General features: G+C 61.9%; 13 protein-coding genes. 3 read left to right on the top strand and 10 right to left on the bottom strand.

Going from position 1 to position 18,737, the window contains the following annotated elements; genetic code table 11:
* Positions 1–112: 112 nt before the first annotated feature.
* The 7 genes from lnt to ACEOAC_RS21530 form a co-directional block, all read right to left on the bottom strand.
* Entirely contained in the window at positions 113–1,669 is a 1,557-nt protein-coding gene (gene lnt, locus ACEOAC_RS21560; RefSeq protein ID WP_413443926.1) for an apolipoprotein N-acyltransferase, read from the bottom strand.
* Between the two features lie 95 nt (positions 1,670–1,764).
* The gene (locus ACEOAC_RS21555; RefSeq protein WP_413443927.1) at positions 1,765–2,643 is read right to left on the bottom strand and encodes an HlyC/CorC family transporter; all 879 of its coding nucleotides are present in this window, start codon (positions 2,641–2,643) and stop codon (positions 1,765–1,767) included.
* 277 nt (positions 2,644–2,920) lie between these two features.
* On the bottom strand, positions 2,921–4,582 hold the full coding sequence (locus ACEOAC_RS21550) for a methyl-accepting chemotaxis protein (RefSeq protein WP_039875050.1): 1,662 nt from the start codon (positions 4,580–4,582) through the stop codon (positions 2,921–2,923).
* A gap of 287 nt (positions 4,583–4,869) precedes the next feature.
* Entirely contained in the window at positions 4,870–5,325 is a 456-nt protein-coding gene (ybeY, locus tag ACEOAC_RS21545) for an rRNA maturation RNase YbeY (RefSeq protein ID WP_039875009.1), read from the bottom strand.
* Complete coding sequence (locus tag ACEOAC_RS21540; protein WP_413443928.1) at positions 5,312–6,445, bottom strand: PhoH family protein; 1,134 nt, start codon at positions 6,443–6,445, stop codon at positions 5,312–5,314. Before ACEOAC_RS21540 ends, ybeY begins: the two co-directional genes overlap by 14 nt.
* A gap of 31 nt (positions 6,446–6,476) precedes the next feature.
* Entirely contained in the window at positions 6,477–7,817 is a 1,341-nt protein-coding gene (gene miaB / locus ACEOAC_RS21535) for a tRNA (N6-isopentenyl adenosine(37)-C2)-methylthiotransferase MiaB (RefSeq protein WP_241811328.1), read from the bottom strand.
* Positions 7,818–8,012: 195 nt separating this feature from the next.
* The gene (locus tag ACEOAC_RS21530) at positions 8,013–8,915 is read right to left on the bottom strand and encodes a LysR family transcriptional regulator (protein WP_413628576.1); all 903 of its coding nucleotides are present in this window, start codon (positions 8,913–8,915) and stop codon (positions 8,013–8,015) included.
* Between the two features lie 122 nt (positions 8,916–9,037).
* On the opposite strand from ACEOAC_RS21530, the gene ACEOAC_RS21525 reads away from it, so the two are divergent.
* Positions 9,038–9,646, top strand: coding sequence for a cysteine hydrolase family protein (locus ACEOAC_RS21525; RefSeq protein ID WP_413443789.1), 609 nt, complete (start codon positions 9,038–9,040; stop codon positions 9,644–9,646).
* A gap of 116 nt (positions 9,647–9,762) precedes the next feature.
* Here ACEOAC_RS21525 and ACEOAC_RS21520 read toward each other — a convergent pair whose 3' ends face one another.
* From ACEOAC_RS21520 to ACEOAC_RS21510, 3 genes are read right to left on the bottom strand one after another with little or no spacing between them, the layout of a single operon-like run.
* Positions 9,763–15,003 carry a calcium-binding protein gene (locus ACEOAC_RS21520; protein ID WP_413443790.1) on the bottom strand — a complete coding sequence of 1,747 codons (5,241 nt, stop codon included), beginning with the start codon at positions 15,001–15,003 and terminating at the stop codon, positions 9,763–9,765.
* On the bottom strand, positions 15,000–15,494 hold the full coding sequence (locus tag ACEOAC_RS21515) for a hypothetical protein (RefSeq protein WP_413443791.1): 495 nt from the start codon (positions 15,492–15,494) through the stop codon (positions 15,000–15,002). The genes ACEOAC_RS21520 and ACEOAC_RS21515 overlap by 4 nt, the downstream gene beginning before the upstream one ends.
* Positions 15,495–15,496: 2 nt before the next feature.
* Positions 15,497–16,168 (bottom strand): hypothetical protein, encoded by a 672-nt coding sequence (locus ACEOAC_RS21510; RefSeq protein WP_413443792.1) that lies wholly within the window; start codon positions 16,166–16,168, stop codon positions 15,497–15,499.
* An 820-nt stretch (positions 16,169–16,988) separates the two neighbouring features.
* Between ACEOAC_RS21510 and ACEOAC_RS21505 the strand changes: the two genes are divergently transcribed.
* Together ACEOAC_RS21505 and ACEOAC_RS21500 are read left to right on the top strand one after the other, a co-directional pair.
* Positions 16,989–17,606 (top strand): nucleoside/nucleotide kinase family protein, encoded by a 618-nt coding sequence (locus tag ACEOAC_RS21505; protein WP_413443793.1) that lies wholly within the window; start codon positions 16,989–16,991, stop codon positions 17,604–17,606.
* 132 nt (positions 17,607–17,738) lie between these two features.
* Positions 17,739–18,689 (top strand): ABC transporter substrate-binding protein, encoded by a 951-nt coding sequence (locus ACEOAC_RS21500; protein ID WP_234295505.1) that lies wholly within the window; start codon positions 17,739–17,741, stop codon positions 18,687–18,689.
* The last annotated feature ends 48 nt before the right edge of the window (positions 18,690–18,737 follow it).

The following is an 18,737-nucleotide window of genomic DNA, read 5'->3' as shown; positions in this document are numbered from 1 at the left end:
CCGGCGGAGGAATTGCGAAAACCTTGGATTTTAGCGTCTTTTGGGGCGTTTGACCCGGTTTTGGACGGGACCGGCGGCGCGCTGGGGGCCAGCGCGGGCATCAGTGCCGGCATCAGTGCCGGATACGGGCAGCCTTGTTGCGGCCCCAGGCCAGCAGCAGCATCAACAGCGCAATGCCGACGATGAGCTTGTTGCCCAGCAGAATGTAGGGTGTCTGGCCGCCATAGCCCTGCACCTGGCCGGCCAGTACGCCGCGGGTATAGGGCGGCAGCTCGCTGGTGGCACCGCCCGGCAGGATCACGGCGGTGGCGCCGGTATTGGTGGCCCGCAGCATCGGGCGGCCGGTTTCCAGGGTACGCATCTGCGAAATCTGCAGGTGCTGGGGCAGGGCGATGGAGTTGCCGAACCAGGCGATGTTGGACAGGTTCAGCAGCACGCTGGCCTGCGGCTGGCCGGCGCGGTAGGCATCGCGCAACTGACCGGCGATTTCCTCGCCGAACAGGTCTTCGTAGCAGATGTTGGGCAGGATCCACTGGTCCTTCACGCCCATGGGCGATTGCACCGGCGCGCCGCGCGTCATGTCACCCAGCGGGATATGCATCAGGTCGACGAACCAGCGGAAACCGGGCGGGATGAACTCGCCGAAGGGGACCAGGTGGTGCTTGTCATAGCGGTAAGGCATCAGTGCCGACCCGACGCCGGGGCCGAAGCCAAGCACCGAATTGGCATACTGCTGCGGTCCATCGGACAGCGGGATGCCCAGCGCCAGGTGACTACCGCTGAGTTGCGCAAAGTGGGCGATGCGTTCCAGGTAATCCGGCGGCAATTGCTGGGGCAGCAGCGGGATGGCGGTTTCCGGCGTGGCGATCAGGTCCGCCGGGGCCGCGCTGATCATCTGTTCATACATCCCCAGCGTGGATACCAGGGCATCGTTGGAGAACTTCATTTCCTGCGGGATGTTGCCTTGCAGGAGCCGCACCGTGATCGGCTGGCCCTGTGGCGCAGTCCACTTCACCAGCCGCAGTGCCACGCCGCCTGCACAGAGCAGGGCGGCCGCGCACAGCGGCAGCACGATGCGCTGGCCGGTACCGGCCACACCCTTGCGGCACAGCCCCATCCACAGCAGGGCCAGGCTGCCGGCAATGAGCGCCGCGACCCAGCCCACCAGATAGACCCCGCCGACCGGGGCGAAGCCGGCCAACGGCCCCACCGTGTGGGCATAGCCCGAGATCAGCCAGGGGAAACCGGTGAATACCCAACCGCGCAGCCATTCCGACAAGGTCCACAGGGCCGGCAGCATGAACAGCGCCAGCAGCAGGGGCGAAGACGACCAGCGATTGCGCAGCCAGCCCGCCAGGGCCGTGGCCGCGCCGGCATAGAGACCCAGGTACAGCGCCAGCAGGCCTACTGCCAGCGCCGCCATCCAGCCCGGCATGCCACCGTAGTCGTGCATGCTGATGTAGAGCCAGTGCACGCCTGCCGCCGACCAGCCGAAGCCATACAGCCAGCCACGCAGGAAGTGGCCGCGCACACTGGCCTGCGGCCGTGCCAGTACACCGTGGAACAGCCAGGCCAGCGCGACGATCTGCAGCGGCCACCACTTGAACGGGGCAAAGGCGAAGACATTCAGCGCACCTGCCGCCACCGGCAGCAACAGGCCGACGGTCATGGCAAGGCGACCGCGAGCGGCGACCTCCCCGGGCGGGGAGTGCAATTCAGGGGAGGCAGGGGAATTCACGCTGGAAAGGCTGGCAGATCAGAACGTCACTCTTCGTCCACCGGTGCCGGGGGGAGCTTGGACACCAGCAGTACATGCACCTGGCGCGCATCGGCGCGCAGCACTTCGAAATGCAGGCCATCGATATCGAACTCGTCGCCCTTGCGCGGCACGCGGCCCACATGGTTGGCGACCAGCCCGCCGATGGTATCGGCCTCGTCCTCGGAGAAGCGGCTGCCCACTTCCTCGTTGAACTGGGCCAGTTCGGTGAGCGCCTTGACGCGCCAGCGCGGACCGTTCGGACCGTCCTTGAGGGCCAGCACGTTGTCTTCGGCTTCGTCGAAATCGTATTCGTCCTCGATGTCGCCGACGATCTGTTCCAGCACGTCCTCGATGGTGATCAGGCCGGCCACGCCACCATATTCGTCGACCACCACGGCCATGTGATTGCGGTTGGCGCGGAAGTCGCGCAGCAGTACGTTGAGGCGCTTGGATTCAGGGATGAAGATGGCCGGGCGCAGCATGTCGCGCACGTCGAAGGATTCCTCCGCATAGTAACGCAGCAGGTCCTTGGCCAGCAGGATGCCGATGACCTTGTCGCGCTCGCCATCCACGGCGGGGAAGCGCGAGTGCGAGGTCGCCAGCACTTCCGGCATCCAGGTCTCGATGGGTTTGGAGATATCGATGGTGTCCATCTGCGAGCGCGGGACCATGATGTCGCGCACGGCCAGGTCGGACACCTGGAACACGCCTTCGATCATCGACAGCGCATCGGCATCGATCAGGTTGCGCTCGTGGGCGTCATGCAACACTTCGAGCAGTTCTGCCCGGTTCTCGGGCTCGGGGGAAATCAGTGCGGTGAGTCGTTCAAACAGAGAACGATGGGGTTTAGCGTCAGATTTGACGCTACTAGGGTGATCTTGCATGGCGTTAGGCGCGAGCCCGACGTAGTTTCGAAGAGCCATAGGATACAACAATTATGTGACAAGTCCACTAAAGGGACCCGGCAACAGCGCTCTCCAGCTCATCCTTGGCGCCGCGCTTGCCGCCCGGAAACGCAAGCCGGCGGTGTCGTTGCGCATGGACGAAAAAAGCCGGCATCACTGATGCCGGCAAGAACTACTTCAGGGAAATCGTATCGCTGGGCGCTCGCTGTTGTCCGTTTATGCCCGCTTATGCCCGCTTATGCCCGCTTATGCCTGCTTAGGCATAGCTGAGCGCTTCCATCTGCCCGCCGCCCTGCACCTCGGCGCGCTGCTGCTGGCTGCGCTGCGGGTTGGCGGAGACGGCAACCGGTGCTGCCTGGCCCTGGGTGGGGGAGAGCTTGAACACGCTCACCACATCGGTCAGCGCTTCGGTCTGCTGCTGCATCGACGCGGCGGCAGCGGCTGCTTCTTCCACCAGTGCGGCGTTCTGCTGGGTGGCTTCGTCGATCAGGGCGACGGCGCTGTTGATCTGTTCCAGGCCGGTGGTCTGCTCGCTGCTGGCGGCGCTGATGTCCTGCACGATCTGGGTCACGCTGCCGATGCTCTTGACCACTTCCTGCATGGTCGATCCGGCTTCGCCGACCTGCTGTTCGCCGGCAGCCACCTTGGCCACCGACTCGTTGATCAGTGCTTCGATTTCCTTGGCGGCGACCGCCGAGCGTTGCGCCAGGGTGCGCACTTCGGAGGCCACCACCGCAAAGCCGCGGCCTTGTTCGCCGGCACGGGCCGCTTCGACGGCCGCATTCAGGGCCAGGATGTTGGTCTGGAAAGCGATGCCATCGATGACGCTGATGATGTCCACGATCTTGTGCGAGGACGCGCTGATCGAATGCATGGTCTCTACCACCCGGCCCACTGCGGCGCCACCCTTGGCAGCGACTTGCGATGCGTTATCGGCCAGGCGACGGGCTTCACGGGCATTGTCGGCGGTCTGCTTGACGGTGGCGGTCAGCTGTTCCATGGCCGAGGCGGTCTCCTGGAGCGAGCTGGCCTGCTGTTCGGTGCGGTTGGACAGGTCCATGTTGCCGCGCTTGATTTCGTCGGAAGCCACGGCGATGGTGTCGGTGCCATGGCGCACTTCGCCCACGATGGCCACCAGGCTCTCGTTCATGCCCTTGAGTGCGGCCATCAACTGACCCAGCTCATCCTTGCTGTTCACTTCGATATGGCTGCCCAGGTCACCGGCCTGCACGCTTTGCGCCACACTCACGGCCTGGGCCAGCGGACGGGAGATGGAGCGGGTCAGCAGCCAGGCGATCAGGCCTCCCAGCATCAGGGCGGCCAGGCTGGCGCCCAGCATGGTCCATTTGGCGAGGTCATAGGCGGCTTCGGCCTGTTCCACGTTGGCTTCCGAATTGCTGCGCAGCATCTTGTTGAATTGTGCAACATGGGTGATGACGCGGTTCAGGATAGGCATGCAATCCTTGACCAGCGAAGCACGCGCGGCATCGGTCTGCTGCGAAGTGGCCAGCTTGACGATGTTGACGGCCACCGGCAGATACTGCGCTTCCAGCTTGCGCAACTGCTCCAGCATGTCGCGTTCCTGCTGGGTGGTGGCCGGGTCCTGCATCAGCTTGGTCAGTGCGGCCATGCCGGCGTCGATGTCCTGCTGCGAAGAGCCCACCAGCGCCAGATCATTCTTTTGCTCGGCGGCATCAGTCACCAGGGTCAGGTTGCGGGCTGCGATGGCGCGCAGGCCGATGGCGAATTGCACTTTGGACAAGGCTTCCAGCTTGCCCTCGTCAATGGAGGTCAGGAAGACGATGCGATCGTTCAGGCGCGACACCTGCTGCAGGCCGAAAGCGGCCACTGCCACCAGCAATACCAGGACTGCTGCGAAACCCAGGCCAAGACGGTGGCCGATCTTCCAGTTCTTCATGACCTTCTCCCCGATGAATAATTGTGTGCCTCCATTCTTGTCCAGCAGGAGGCAAATTCCCATCAGGTTTTTCCTTAAAGTTTGCAGAAAAACCGATGTGAAAGACGGGCTTCATTGATATACCGTCATCACAATCTCGGGTTTGAATATCGATGTGCTCCCATCGATCAGATTTGTCGTAGCCAGGTTGGCAACTGCTTGATGTCCGGCAAGCAGACGAAAAAAACGGCCTGCCGCAGCAGACCGTTCATCCATCAAGGCAAGGGCGGCACCCTCAGCGCATCGCGTCAGCGCGCGGCATAAGGATTGCCATAGCCCAACCCGGCCAGGATCTCGGTTTCCAGCGCCTCCATCTCGTTGGCTTCTTCGTCGTCCTCATGGTCGTAGCCCTGCGCATGCAATACGCCGTGCACCACCAGGTGGGCGGTGTGTTCTTCCACGCTCTTCTTCTGCTCGGCCGCTTCCTTTTCCAGTACGTCAGTACAGAAGATGATGTCGGCCTGGGTGACTTCACTGTCCTCGTCTTCGGTATAGGCGAAGGTCAACACGTTGGTGGCGTAGTCCTTGCCGCGATAGTCGCGGTTCAGGTCGCGGCCTTCCTCGCTGCCCACGAAACGCAGCGTCAGTTCGGCCGGCGCGAACAGTGCGGCCTGCACCCAGCGGCGCAGCAGGGGACGGGTGATGGCCTCTTTGAGGCGGTCGTCGGCGTATTGCACCGACAGCGTAAGTTTAGGTTTTGGCATTGTGGGGCCTGGCGGACTTGGTCAAGAGATTGGTGGCGGTGCGGGCAGTGGCGCGCGCGGTATCGGGGCGGCTGTTGCCGGCGGCGTCATAGGCATCGACGATGCGCGCCACCAGCGGGTGACGCACCACGTCGGCACTGGTAAAGCGCGAGAAGGCGATGCCGCGTACATCGTGCAGTACAGAGATGGCGTCGACCAGGCCGCTTTTCTGGCCATGATGCAGGTCCACCTGGGTGACGTCACCGGTGATGACGGCCTTGCTGCCGAAGCCGATGCGGGTGAGAAACATCTTCATCTGTTCCGGCGTGGTGTTCTGGGCCTCGTCGAGGATGATGAAGGCGTGGTTCAGCGTGCGCCCGCGCATGTAGGCCAGTGGCGCGATTTCGATGGCCTGCTTCTCGAACAGCTTCTGCGTACGGTCAAAGCCCAGCAGGTCATACAGCGCGTCATAGAGCGGGCGCAGGTAGGGATCGACCTTCTGCGCCAGGTCTCCCGGCAGGAAGCCCAGGCGCTCGCCCGCTTCCACTGCCGGGCGCGTGAGTACGATGCGCTGCACGGCATCGCGCTCCAGCGCATCGACTGCACAGGCCACTGCCAGATAGGTCTTGCCGGTGCCGGCCGGGCCCACGCCGAAGGTGATGTCGTGCTCCAGGATGGCGTTGAGATACTGGCTCTGGTGCGGGGTGCGGCCGCGCAGGTCGTGCTTGCGGGTCTTCAACACCGGGCTCTCGGGCAGCGGGTCCTGGTCCGTCTTGTCGTCGTCGGCAGCGGCTGCAGCTGCAGCAGCCGCAGCAGTCTTGCCACGCCGTGCCGGCAGCGGTGGCAGGCCGGCTTCTTCATCGGCGGCGGCATTGGCGCGCTGCTCGACCAGGGCCAGCTGGATGTCGTCGACGGCGACCGGGCGGTCCGCCTTTTCATAGAAGCGCTCCAGCACTTCCACCGCACGTTCGGCATTGGTGCCCGTGACCACGAAGCGGTCGCCACGGCGGAAGATGGTCACGTCCAGCGCGGCGGAAATCTGACGCAGATTTTCATCGAGTGCGCCGCACAGGTTGGCCAGGCGCCGGTTGTCCAGCGGCTGGGGGGTGAAGTGGTGAGGCTGGTTGGGGACTTTTTTCAATGCACGTTTCCGGTTGGGGGGGATTGAAATATCAATGCCGCGTGACGATCTCGCCGCGCAGCGAGAACGGGAAGGCCTCGGTGATACGGACCTCGATGATCTGGCCGATCAGGCGCTGGCCATTCGGTCCACCATCGAAGTTGACCACGCGGTTGCTCTCGTTGCGGCCCTGCAATTCATCTTCGCGGCGTTTGGAAATGCCTTCGACCAGGATGCGCTGCACTGAGCCGACCTGGGCTGCGCTGATCTTGGCGGCGTTGTCGTTGAGTGCGGCCTGCAGACGCTGCAGACGCGCCAGCTTGACCTCGGCCGGCGTATCGTCGGGCAAGTTGGCTGCCGGCGTGCCGGGGCGGGCGCTGAAGATAAACGAGAAACTGTTGTCGAAGCCGACATCGGCCACCAGTTTCATCAAGGCCTCGAAATCTTCCTCGGTCTCACCGGGGAAACCGACGATGAAGTCCGACTGCACCGTGATATCGGGGCGCACCTTGCGCATGCGGCGGATCACCGACTTGTATTCCAGCGCCGTATAGCCGCGCTTCATGGCCGCCAGGGTACGGTCCGAGCCATGCTGGGCCGGCAGGTAGAGGTGGTTGCACAGCTTGGGGACCTTGGCATAGGTATCGATCAGGCGCTGCGAGAATTCCTTGGGATGGCTGGTCACGAAGCGGATGCGCTCGATGCCGGGCAGCTCGGCGATGTACTCGATCAACAGCGCGAAGTCGGCGATCTCGCCATCTTCCATCACGCCGCGATAGGCATTCACGTTCTGGCCCAGCAGCATGATTTCCTTCACGCCCTGATCAGCCAGGCCGGCCACCTCGGTCAAGACGTCCTCGAAGCGGCGCGAGACTTCCTCGCCACGGGTATAGGGCACCACGCAGTAGCTGCAATACTTGCTGCAGCCTTCCATGATCGACACGTAGGCACTGGCGCCTTCCACCCGCGCCGGGGGCAGGTGGTCGAACTTCTCGATCTCCGGGAAGCTGATGTCCACCTGCGGGCGCCCGCTGTAGCGTCGCTCGCTGATCATCTGCGGCAGCCGGTGCAGGGTCTGCGGGCCGAACACCATGTCCACGAAGGGTGCGCGCTTGATGATGGCATCCCCTTCCTGTGACGCCACGCAACCGCCCACGCCGATGAGCAGGTCGGGATTGTCCTTCTTCAGTGCGCGCAACCGGCCCAGGTCGGAAAACACCTTTTCCTGCGCCTTTTCGCGGATGGAACAGGTGTTGAGCAAGATCACGTCCGCCTCTTCCGGACGGTCGGTCTTGATGAGACCGTCGGAGGCATTGAGCACGTCGGCCATCTTGTCCGAGTCGTACTCGTTCATCTGGCAGCCGAAGGTTTTGATGAATACTTTTTTCTGCATAAATCTGTTTCAGGCGTAGAGCGCTGGAGAGGCCGCATGGACCCATGCGGGCGCCGGCAAGGAGGAGGGCGGCGGGCCGCTGGAATCTGCTGCTGCAGCGGTGGAGGAGCCCATCCTCGAAGGTTCGCGATTATATCACCGCAGGCCGCGCCAGGCCGGGCGTGGCCTGCGGGCGGCGTATCGCCGGGAATCGGCTCAGAGTTCGCCGCAGCAGTCCAGCAGCCAGTCCAGTACCGCACGCAGGCGCGGCAGGGCCTTGAGGTCGCGGTGAAAGACCGCCCACAGCTCGCGCTCCAGCTGTGGCGCGGCGTCCACAGTCTGCAATTCCGGCGCCAGCAGGTAGCTGGGCAGCAGCGCCAGTCCGACCCCGGCGCGCGCCGCCATGCACTGCGCCACCAGGCTGGTGCTGCGAAAGCGCACCGGGTTGCCGGCCGCATGGGTGGCAATCCACTGCGTCTCCGGAATGTCGGGCACGCCATCGTCATAGCCGACGAAGGGCGCCGTCTTGCGGGCGCCACGCCACAGGGCGACATTGGCCGGCGTGCCGCACAGGTAGAAGCGCACCCTCCCCAGCCGGCGCGCGATCAGTTCGCCATCCTGCGGCCGGGCGAAACGCAGCGCCAGGTCGGCCTCGCGCCGGGCCAGGCTGAGCGTCTGGTGGCCCAGTGCCAGTTCCACGTCCAGCGCCGGCCATTGCTGCAACAGCGCCGGCAGGCGCGGCGCCAGGAACAGGGTACCGATGGCATCGGTGCAGGCCAGGCGCAGCTTGCCTTCCAGCCGCAGGTCTTCACCGGCCAGGGTGCGGGCCAGTTGCCGGGTCTGTTCCTGCATGGCGCGGGCGGCCGTCAGCACACTTTCGCCCAGGCGGGTGAGCTCGACATCGTCGGCGCGCCGGATGAACAGCGGCGCCTGCATCGCCGCCTCCAGCTGCTGCAGGCGGCGGCCGATGGTGGCGTGCGTCACCCCCAGCAAGCGCGCCGCGCCGGAAAAGCTGCCGGCGTCGATGAAGGCGACAAAGCTGCGCAGGCTCTCCCAGTCGGCTTGCAAGGCTGCGTGCGCGGATTGGGTGGCGGGGGGAAGGGCTGTCAATTTTTTCACAGGTGGCTGTCGATGGCGGGGGATGGTGGTGCGAATTTTATCGGACTAAGATGGCCTGTCATCAACGTTCTGCAGCATCTTTTCGAATTTCCTTCTTCCCTTCTTCAGACAAGGAGTCACCCATGTCCACGCCACAGACCCTGATCCAGATCGCCGGCGGCACTTCCCGCGCCGCCACCTGGCAGGAAGCCGTCCTGCTCATCATCGACCATCAGACCGAATACACCACCGGCCGAGCACCGCTGGCCGGCATCGATGCTGCCGTCGGCCAGATCGCCACCCTGCTGGCACAGGCGCGCGCTGCTGGCGCACCGGTGATCCACGTGGTCCACCATAGCAAGCCGGGTGCTGCCATGTTCGATCCACAAGGGCCGCATGTGGCCATCATCGACGGCCTGCAGGCCGAGCCCGGCGAGCTGATCGTGCACAAGAGCCTGCCCAACGCCTTTGCCGGCACCACCCTGGATGAGTCCCTGCAGAAGACCGGTCGCCGCGCCCTGATCGTGGCCGGCTTCGCCACCCACATGTGCGTCAGCGCCACCGTGCGTTCTGCGCTGGATCACGGCTACGCCAGTACCGTGGTCGCTGCCGCCTGCGCCACGCGTGACCTGCCGGACCCGCTGGGCGGCCAGCCCATCAGCGCCGCCGACATCCAGCGCGTGGCCCTGGTCGAGCTGGCGGATCGTTTCGCCACCGTGGTATCGGATGCGAACGCGCTGGCGACCGCCTGACAATGACCGGGGAAGTTCGCAGCCTCTAACACTCAAGCTAAAGCGCTACCTATCCGGTAGCGCTTTTCATGGAGCCGCCAGTCGCGAATCCAGCTGCGGAAACGACCTGCAGTGCGTCACGCCAGGATCACCTGTCCGGTGGTCCAGCGTGTCTGACTAGCCTCAGGTGGCGCAAAGGCCGTCATTGCGTGCACCAACTTGTCGACTTCGCTGTCGTAGAGGGTCCAGCCGTCTGCAGTGCCGATACGCTCGATGTGATTGTCTGTCCCGCTGGCACCGCCGACGTACCAGTCCTTCACCCTGATCTGGTCCGCCGTACCCAGCACATCGATCTGCAGATCATTGCCCACATGACGGAACCACAGCTGGTTCCGGTCAATGTCCGTCAACATCAGCATATCGGTGCGGCCAGTCTTGTCGTGATCTACAAGGATGTCCTTTCCATCGCCCGCGCTGTACAGATAAGTATCGCTGCCGCTCCCTCCGATCAAGATATCGTTTCCTCGCCCGCCGGAAAGGATGTCATTGCCTCCATAGCCTTCGATCCGGTTGTCATTGGCGTCGCCGACGAGGCGGTCGGCTGCATCGGTACCGCCCAGGTTTTCAATGCCGATCAGCGTATCTGCTCCATCTCCGAGAATGACCGTGCCCCTTGCCAGCGAGGCATCGATGCCAATCCCGGCACCCCCCAGATAATTGGCCCGGTAATCGACCGTGTCGTTGCCGGCATCACCCACCAGCACCTTGTCGTCATCAAAGGCTGGTAGGCCGTACAAGCTCATGCTGGCCAGACCGTAGCCACCGGCGGTGTGGCTGGTCGCCACATTGGTCAGTTTGCCGTTGGTGTTCCAGTTGAAGTTCGTATCGAGCACGTTGCCGTATGTGTATTTTGCATTGAGTACGGTAGCCGTCAAACCGCCCTCAACCCGATCCGCAAAGCGGATTTGCATGGCCTTGCTGTAGACCACCCCGTCATAGAAGCCGATCCATGCCGTGGCCTGACCGGCAACGCTGGTGTCGAGCTCGATCACCCTCGCGGCGTAATCGCCGGCGACCGAAGCACCGTTGAGGATGAAGTGGCTACCGGCCAGGTCCAGATCAGCCAGCTTGCCGCTGGTACTGATGACGCTGGCGTTCTTGGTCAGGTAACGATCCCATGTCAGGCTGCTGCGCGTGTAGTGATGTGCCACCTCGATGCGGTCGTTGCCGTCGCCGCCGGACACCTGATCCCGGCCTGTGCCGGTGACAAACAGGTCATTACCACCATAGCCTTCGAGCCGGTTGCCGTTGGCGTCGCCGGCCAGGCGATCGGCCGCGTCGGTGCCGCCCAGGTTTTCGATGCCGATCAGCCTGTCCGTGCCGCCACCGACGATGACGGTCCCGCGCGCGAGCGAGGCGTCGATGCCCAAGCGGGTCCCCTCCACATAGCCTGCTCGATAGTCGACCGTATCATTGCCAGCGCCGCCTTCGAAGCGCCTGCCATCGGCAAAGGTCGGCGCACCCTTCAGGCGCATGCTGGCCAAGCCATAACCGGCGCCCGAGTTGCTGGTTGCCACATTGGTCAGTTTGCCATGGCTGTCCCAGTTGAAGTCCGTGTCCAGCACATTTCCTTCGGTGTATTTGGCGTTGAGTACAGTGGCGGTGATGCCACCATCAGCCTTGTCGGCAAACCGGACCCGGACGGCCTTGCTGTAGACGGCCCCGTCATAGAAACCGATCCACGCCGTGGCCTGACCCGTGACCCGGGTGTCGAGCTGGATGACACGGGCAGCATAGTCACCGGCAACTGAGGCCCCATTGAGGGTGAAGCTGCTGCTCATCAGATCCAGATCAGCCAGTTTGCCGCTGGTACTGATGACGCTGGCGTTTCTGCTGAGGAAGCTGTCCCGCACCAGACTGCTGCGGGTGTAGAGGTGCGCCGCTTCGATATGGTCGTCCCCGCCGTTGTCTGGCGCGTCCGATCGGGCATGTGCTGCAAGCGCATCCGCACTCCATCGCGTGCCATCTGCAAACACGACCTGCTCGATGCGGCCCGACTCGTCTGCCGCAAAGAAGGCATTCACGATCACGGCATCATCGCCGCCCCAGTTCAGGCTCAGATCATCGCCTTGGCGAGTCACCACCGTAGCAGCGGCCGTCAGCCCGCTACCTAGTCGCAGGGTATCGACATCGCCCGCTTTTCCTGCGGCTTCTCTGATGAAGTCGACGCCATCGCCGAGATTGAAGAGGTAGGTATCATTGCCCGTGCCGCCCAGCAGGATGTCATTACCTCGTCCGCCCATCAGCGTGTCGTCCCCCGCGCCGCCGTCCAGCACGTCGTTTCCGCCCGGGGCCGCCTCATCGGGTTGATAGCGTTCGGCATAGCTGGTCAGCGTGCCATTGGCCAGTTGCGTCTGATAGAACTTGGCACTCCATTCGGTGGCGCTCACATAGAGGTGCGTACCCGCGTCGCGATCCGCGGCAGACGGCAGGTCTCCCACCAGGCGGTCGTTTCCTTCTCCACCGTACAGCAGGTCATCGCCTTCGCCCCCTACCACCAGGTCATTGCCCTCGTCTCCATAGGCAGTGTCATCGCCGCCACCGGCATAGATCTTGTCATTGCCGGCCCCGCCGGAAATCCAGTCGTCACCGTGAAACCTGAGCGGCGTGAATGCATCATCGCCCCAGATCCGGTCATCCCCCTCGCCGCCCCACAGATCGTCCTGACCGCCGTTGCCGAACAGGGTGTCGTTGCCCGCACCGCCGTCAACGAAGTCATCCCCATGCTTTGCGCCGGCCGTATTGAGCGTGAGGTCGTCTCCAGAAAGGATGTCGTCGCCATCTCCGCCCGTGACATCGTCCCGGCCTTCGCCACCATAGGCCACATCGTTACCGGCATCACCCGCCAACACATCGTCGCCGCCCTCGCCCCATAGCCAATCGTCACCCTCGCCGCCGGCATAGTTATCGTTGGTATTGGTGTTGATGCGGTCAATGGTGCCGGTCAGCGTATGCATCACAATACCGGTCGTGGCCAGCGTGCGCTCTTGTCGTTCCACGTCGGGCACGTCGACCTCGTCACGCCAGTAGCCCGGTCCCTGTGTCCAGCCGAGGAAGGGGACGTAGTACGGATCGCCCGCCTGCCAGACCGGGCGCGAGGTGTAGTCCAGCATCACGCCGTCGGCCAGTACATCGTTGCCCTTGCCACCCTCGCCAACATTGTCGCCGTCGGTGGCGATGAAGACATCGTTACCATCTTCGCCGTAAAAGGTATCCCCGCCCCCGACCGAGGCTACCTGGTCATCGCCAGCCCCCATGCGAAAGGTTTCACGGCCGGTGGTCTCGTAATAACCGACACCATAAATGCGCTGCCACTCCCAGATGTCGCGCAAGCTACTGCCGGTGTAGACCCTGTCATCGCCCGACGGCGTTGGCACCTCGCCCGTCAGCGCCAGACCTAGCACGCCGCCCGGCGCCTTGAGACGGTGCAGATAGCCGTCCTTGATCGTGACCCGTTGGGCGTCCAGCGTGATGTCCAGATCATCGCCATTGCGGGTGTAGATTTCTCCGGCGGCACCCCGCCAGCGGTGTTCACTCAAGCGCTGCGTGGCACCCTCCAGGCGCTTGCCGGCCAGCATCACCACGCCCTGGCTGTCAGCATCAAAGAGGATGTCGCCATCTGCGGCCTGATAGATATCAACACCATTGCCGCCCTCCAGATAATCGGCACCGTCGCCCCCGATCAGGGTGTCGTTACCATCACCGCCATACAGGTGGTCGCGTTGATCTTTACCCGTCAAGGTATCGGCCGTGTCGGTGCCAAAGATGATCTGGTGGGCCGTGCTGAACAGGTCACCGCGTCCATCCACCTTCAGCGTGATCTTTGCGGCCATATCGGTGTAGTCCCAATCGCCCTCAGTGGTGTCGCTGCTGATGGCACTGGCGTAGCTTGCGTCGGCATTGTTTTTAGTGATTTTCCAGACGAGGAAGTTGGCCCGGTCACTGAGGTAGTGCTGGGTCAACTTGCCCGCGCCGCTGGTCTTGTCAAAGAGATCAAGCTTCCCGTCTTTGTTGGCGGCGCTGTAGTCTGCGCCTGTGACGACGAAGGGGTTGCCGGTCACCAGGGCGTAGCGGTAAGCCATGCCGATCGTCCCCGCTTGCTCGGCTGAGCTCAGTATCGCAGCGCCCGATGTCCCAGCGAGCGAGATGATGTTGGCGTTGCCGAGCAGTTTCTTGTAGGCGGCATTGGCTTGCAGATCTAACAGATGCTTGTGAAAGTCAACACGACTGGCAGCGTCATCGCCCACATCGCCAACCCGCGTGATGGGGAATTCCGACCCAGTCACAATCCGACGCACTGCGTCGAGCACGCTCTCAAGACTGGCCTCCATGTCATTGCTGGCCGCTTGCACAAGGGTATTGAGCTGCGAAAACGTGAGCGTCGGCGCAAGCTTCTCCAAGGTCGCTCCCAGCGCCAGATAGTCGGTCAGCTTGAACATGGAGTGGTTGGCCATGGGGTTGACCAGGCTGCCTTCTTGATAGAGCGCAATTTTCTTGCCATATTGGTTGAAGCCCAGGGTCCAATAGGACTTCTCGCCCCAGTCATTGGTGGTCACGCTCACGCCGTTGCCAGCCCTGAAGTTGGTCTGCTTGAGGGCTGCAGCATCAAAGCTGCGCGTACCCAACGCCGCAGTGCCCAGCAAGGTCTCGATGTTGTTGAACTCGGCGCGGATGTTGCTGCCCGCCGCGTCGCTAAAGCCTGCACTGTTGAAAGTAGTGACCGCCAAGACCTTGGCACCAAACAGACGCGTGAACGCTGTGGAAAGGTAGCCACCGAGACTGTGGGCGTTCACGCCGGTGATGGTGTTGATCTGGCCATAGAGTTCACCGGTGGCGACCACTGGCACGTCGGCGGCGAAGGTGTAGACATTTGCGAGAGGGGAGCGAGCAAAGGTCTCGACCTTGATCTGTTTGACCAAGTCACCCGGCTTGGCGGTGATCCGCATCCACCAGTTGGCCATGTCGCGCACCTGGTTGTAAGCGACGCCGCGTGAGGCAAGATCGACATCGGCCTCGATATCGGCTCCACCGTCTTTCGGTTGGGTGCCGCGAAAGGAGACATAGACCTCACCAGCGTAGTCTGTGCCAGACTTACCGCGCCATACAGTGGCATCAAAGCCGGACCCTAGCAAGGGGATATCGCTTTTGTTTTCTGAGGCGATGACGTCGAAGCTCGCTGCGATGAACTTCGCTTGATCTTCGGTCATTCTTCTTTTGAGTGCATCGACTTTATCGTCTAAATCAATGCCCCTTTCCAAATCGATGTAGGCTGCATCGGCAAGCAAAGCATTGATGTACGCGTTATGGATCGTTTTCATTGAGATTTCTCCTCAGTAAGTAAATTTTCGATACTGATCATCTTGCGAATTTCATGTTTATCCTTGGGCCAGCAGGTAGTAGTACCTCCCAGACCCAAGCCCAACGTTCCAAGCAAAAGGCCACCATTGGTATGTACTGCGTTGTAGTTCATGAATGGTTGTCCCGTATCTGCATCGACATAGATGGCCTGTTGAATACTGATCGGTATGACCGTTCCACGAACTGGTTCAGATGAATCAGGACTGACATTACGTACAGCCCTTACGCTTTCCCAATCCGGGCTGAGCCAAACAACCGCCTCTTTCTCGCAAAGCCGTTTGAATTGCCAACGACCAATCAACTCATCGACAATGGGCGCGAGAAACGCCAACGGGACAAACAGATACGACCACGCGCGTTTCAGGCCTAACCATCGTGGGATTGCCCTGCCAAAGTAAAAGGCGGATGCCAGCCACACAAAGAACACGATGAGGAATAGCAATCCGATCATGCCTACGCCCCCCTGGTATCTTGATTTGCCCCGTCACCCGTTACGTTGCTGATAGCCGCGCTATTGAAGGTAGTGGCCGCCAAGAGATTGGCTTCAAGCAGATGCGTGAACGCCGTGAAGAGGCATCCACCGAGACTGAGGGCGTTCACGCCCGCGATGGTGTTGACCTGGCCGTAGAGTTCGCCGGTGGCGACCACTGGACTATCGGCGGCGAAGGTGTAGTTATTTGCGAGAGGGGAGGGCGCAATGGTCTCGACCTTGAGCTGTTTGACCAAGTCCCCCGGCTTGGCGGTGATCCGCATCCACCAGTTGACCATGTCACGCACCTGGTTGTAGCCCACGCCGCGTGAGGCAAGATCGACATCGGCCTCGATGCCGGCTCCGCCGTCTTGTGCTTGCGTTCCGCGAAAGGAGACGTAAATCTCGCCGGCGTAGACTCTTCCAACCCTGCCGCGCCATACAGTGGCGTCAAAGCCGGATCCTGGCAGCGAGATGTCGCGTTTATTTTCTGATGCGATGACCTCGAAGTTCGCGGCGATGAATTTCGCTTGATCTTTGTCCATTCTATTTTTGAGGACAGCGACGATTTTTCCGACATCCAAATCCTTGTCTAGATCTATGTGCGCTGCATCGGCAAGCAAGGCACCGATGTACGCGTTGTGGATTGTGTTCACTGGTACTTCTCCTTATTAAGTAAATTTTTCATATCGATTTCCTTCCTGATGTGAACATTCAAATGGAATAAAAACGACGTGCGCTGCAATTCAACAAGGAGGACACCACGGTGCTCTCCTATCGCCATAGTGGCAGGGGTATCGATAGGCGCAAGCCTATTTGTCTTGCTTGCCCCAAATTTTTCAAGGAAGCAAAACTTATGTTGAGCGTGGCAATCAACGCGGGCGTGATCGTGAAGTTTTTTCTCGTGAAAACCAGCTTTTCACGGGACACATCGAACCTGTCCTAGGGTCTTCACGTTCGCTGAAATGTGTTGGTGCGTATCTTTTTCTTATGCGCGAATGAAGTGATGTCGTCAGGACACTGCTGAGTGATCAGGTATGGAATATGGCCGGAGCAATCTTGATCGGTAAGTAAAGCGACCGCGAACGAATGGCGCTGGATAACCGGGGGAGACGAAGCTGCGCCCAGCAGACTTTTTACATCCTGTTATCCATAAGTTGATCGATATCGAATTTTTCTGAAGAAAATTTCATCACGTTGACGACGCGGAACTAGCAATAATTGGAATTTCCCTGAGAACAATCAGGAGCACTGAAATTCAGGTGACAGAATCGCTTAGTTTGTCCGCTGTCAAAAAAATGTCGATCACGCCCCACGCCCGGCTGCTGGGCCAGGCGCAGCAAGCGTGACAGACGTGCCGAACAGAACCATTGCAGTTTTCGCGCGGCCGCATTCCACTAAGGTGGCTGCATAAGTTGGCTGCATAAGGCGGCCCGTTGCCACCGCCACGCTCCCTGGAAAAAGGATGAGTCGAACATGATCCCGGCAGTCTTTCGCGACAGGCTTGATGCGCTGCTCGCCAGCGGCCAGCGCACGATACTTGGACTGGCCGGGCCGCCCGGCTGTGGCAAGTCCACGCTGGCACAGGCCTTGCTCGACCATGCAGGTTCCCGCGCTGCGGTGCTGCCCATGGATGGATACCACCTCGCCAATGCCGAGCTGGCACGCCTGGGTCGCGCTGCCCGCAAGGGTGCCGAGGATACTTTCGACAGCGCCGGTTTCGTCCACCTGCTGTCGCGTCTGCGCAGCCAGGTCGCCGACGAGATGGTCTACGCCCCGCAGTTCCTGCGCGAGATCGAGGAAGCCATTGCCGGCAGCATCGCCATCAGTGCCGATATCCCGCTCATCATCACCGAAGGCAACTATCTGCTGCTCGACCGCGGCCATTGGTCGCGCGTGCGTCCGCTGCTGGACGAGGTCTGGTATGTCGAGGTTGATCCCGCCCTGCGGCTGGAACGCCTGATTGCCCGCCATGTGCAGTTCGGACGCAGCCGGGCCGATGCCGAGGCCTGGGTGATGAACAGCGATGAAATCAATGCCGCCCTGATCGCCACCACACGGGATTGGGCTGACCGTATTTTTCGCTGGGACTGAACTCCCGGCGTCAATGTCAGCAGTACCTGGTTGGCAGCACGCAATCAGCAATACGCATTTAGCAGCACGCAGTCAGCAGCACGCAAAACGTAGAACAAGCCATCCCCCCTCTAAAAAGAACCGGAGACAAGCATGATCAGAAAAACCCTCGCCATCGCCTGTGCCACTCTCTCGCTGGCGTCCGTCACACATGCGGTCCAGGCCGCTGACAAGCCGCTGAAGTCGGTCGGCGTCACCCTGGGTGACCTCGCCAATCCCTTCTTCGTGGCCATCGCCAAGGGGGCCGAGAGCGGCGCCCACAAGATCAACCCGGACGCGCGGGTGACCGTGGTGTCCTCCAAGTACGACCTCAACACCCAGGTCGGCCAGATCGAGAATTTCATCGCCAACAAGGTCGACATGATTGTGCTCAATGCGGCTGATTCCAAGGGTATCGGCCCGGCGGTGAAGAAGGCCAAGAAGGCTGGCATCGTAGTGGTGGCCGTGGACGTGGCCGCCGAGGGAGCCGATGTCACCGTCATGTCGGATAACACCATGGCCGGCGCCGAGTCCTGCAAGTTCATCGCCGACAAGCTGCAGGGCAAGGGCAATGTGGTCATCGTCAACGGCCCGCCGGTTTCGGCGGTGATGGACCGTGTCACCGGCTGCAAGGCCGAGTTCAAGAAGTCGCCCGGCATCAAGATCCTCTCCGACAACCAGAATGCCGGTGGCAGTCGCGACGGTGGCATGACCACCATGTCCAACCTGCTGGCCGCGCACGCCAGGATCGATGGCGTCTTCGCCATCAACGACCCCACCGCGATCGGTGCCGAACTGGCGATCCGTCAGGCCAAGCGCAGTGACATCAAGGTCATCAGTGGCGTGGATGGCGCACCCGATGCCGAGCGCGCCCTCAAGGACAGCAAGTCGCTGTTCGCCGCCTCGCCGGCCCAGGACCCGTATGGCATGGCCGCCGAGAGCGTGGCCATCGGCTATCAGTTGATGAATGGCCGCGCCCCGGAAAAGAACGTCAAGCTGCTGCCCGTGAAGCTGATTACCCGCGACAACGTGGCCGACTACAAGGGCTGGGTCCCGGCCAACTGATCGACTGATCTGTCGCTGCCCGGAGCGCCGGCCTGCCTGCATCGTGGC

Source organism: Herbaspirillum frisingense (assembly GCF_047325095.1).
In the GTDB taxonomy this organism is placed as follows: Bacteria; Pseudomonadota; Gammaproteobacteria; order Burkholderiales; family Burkholderiaceae_D; genus Herbaspirillum; species Herbaspirillum frisingense.
Note: the sequence above shows the minus strand (reverse complement) of the source record. Positions and strands in the feature narration are given on the sequence as shown.